Below are 1,913 nucleotides of genomic sequence, written 5' to 3'. Positions count from 1 at the left end.
GCGGGGGAGTGCTCGCTCGCGCTGGCCGGCGGCGTCAACGTGATGGCCACGCCCGGCTCGCTGCTGGAGTTCAGCCGCCAGGGCGGCCTCGCGCCGGACGGGCGCTGCAAGGCGTTCTCCGACGCCGCCGACGGCACCGGCTGGGCCGAAGGCGTCGGCGTCCTCGTGCTGGAGCGGCTGTCCGACGCGCAGCGCCAGGGCCACCGCGTGCTGGCCGTCGTGCGCGGCACGGCGGTCAACTCCGACGGCGCGTCCAACGGGTTCACCGCCCCGAACGGCCCGTCGCAGCAGCGCGTCATCCGCCGCGCGCTGTCGGTCAGCGGCCTGGCCCCCGGGGACGTCGACGTCGTCGAGGCGCACGGCACCGGGACGCCGCTGGGCGACCCGATCGAAGCGCAGGCCCTGCTGGCCACCTACGGCCAGGACCGGGAGATCCCGCTGCTGCTGGGTTCGGTCAAGTCGAACATCGGGCACACCCAGGCCGCGGCCGGGGTCGCCGGGATCATCAAGACGGTCATGGCGATCCGCCACGGCGTCGTGCCCGCGACCCTCCACGCGGACGCGCCGTCGTCCCATGTGGACTGGTCGGCGGGTGCGGTCGAGCTGGCCCGCACGGCTTCCCCGTGGCCGGAGACCGGCCGGGTCCGGCGCGCCGGGATCTCGTCCTTCGGGGTCAGCGGCACCAACGCCCACACCATCATCGAGCAGGCCCCGGCCGCCGAGCCGGCACCGGCCGCCCCCGGGACGCCGGTCGTGCCGTGGCTGCTGTCTGGCCGCACCGCCGCGGCGCTGCGCGAGCAGGCCGTCCGGTTCCTGGCCCACGAGGACGAAGACGCCACGGCGGCCGACTTCGCGCGGGCACTGGCGACCACCCGGTCGGCCTTCGAGCACCGCCTCGCCGTCACCGGACGGGACACCGCCACCCTGCGGCGCGAGCTCGGGTCCTGGGTGGACGACGGGGTCGCGGCGGGCGCGGCCGACGGCGAAACCGATGCCGCGCCCGCCCTCGCCGTGCTCTTCACCGGCCAGGGCGCGCAACGCGCCGGAATGGGCCGCGAGCTGTACGAGCGCTACCCGGTGTTCGCCGCCGCGCTGGACGAGGTGCTCGCACAGCTCGACGTCGAGCTGCCCGGCCCGCTGCGGGACGTCCTGTTCGGCGCGGACGACGGGCGCCTGGCCGAAACCGGCTGGGCCCAGTGCGCCCTCTTCGCCGTCGAGGTGGCGCTCTACCGCCTGATCGAGTCCTGGGGCGTGCGCCCGGACCACGTCGCCGGGCACTCGGTCGGCGAGATCGCCGCCGCGCACGTCGCCGGAGTCTTCTCGCTGGCCGACGCCTGCCGTCTGGTGGCCGCCCGCGGCCGGCTGATGCAGGCGCTGCCCGCCGGCGGCGCCATGGTCTCCCTGCGCGCCCGCGAGGACGACATCCGGCCGCTGCTGACCGACGGCGTGTCGATCGCCGCCGTCAACGGTCCCGAATCCGTCGTGGTTTCCGGCGACGAGGACGCCGTGCTGGCGATCGCCGCCCGGTTCGGGACGGCCAAGCGGCTGACCGTGTCGCACGCGTTCCACTCGCCGCTGATGGCGCCGATGCTCGCCGAGTTCGCCCGAATCGTGCGCGGCCTGGACTTCGGCACGCCGGAGCTGTCGTTCGTCTCCACCGTGACCGGCGGGATCGTCACCGCCGACGAACTGCGCTCACCGGACTACTGGGTGCGCCACGTCAGCGCCACCGTGCGCTTCGGCGCGGCGGTCGAAACCCTGCGCGACGCGGGTGTGCGCGCGTTCTTCGAGGCCGGCCCCGACGCCGTGCTGACCGCGCTGGCCGAGGACTCCGCCGGCCCGGCCGCGGTGCTCGTCCCGGCGCAGCGCCGGGACCGAGGGGAAGAGGAGGCGCTCGTCGCCGCGCTCGCGCG

Annotated in this window: 1 protein-coding gene; it reads left to right on the top strand. The window is 75.9% G+C overall.

The features are described from left to right. A partial coding sequence (locus tag G3I65_RS54990) for a type I polyketide synthase (protein WP_160704438.1) occupies positions 1-1,913 on the top strand: 1,913 nt, incomplete at both ends.

It is taken from the genome of Amycolatopsis sp. SID8362 (assembly GCF_010550475.1).
Taxonomy (GTDB): Bacteria; Actinomycetota; Actinomycetes; order Mycobacteriales; family Pseudonocardiaceae; genus Amycolatopsis; species Amycolatopsis eburnea.
The sequence above is the reverse complement of the archived record's forward strand: the minus strand, read 5'-3'. Positions and strand labels throughout refer to the sequence as shown.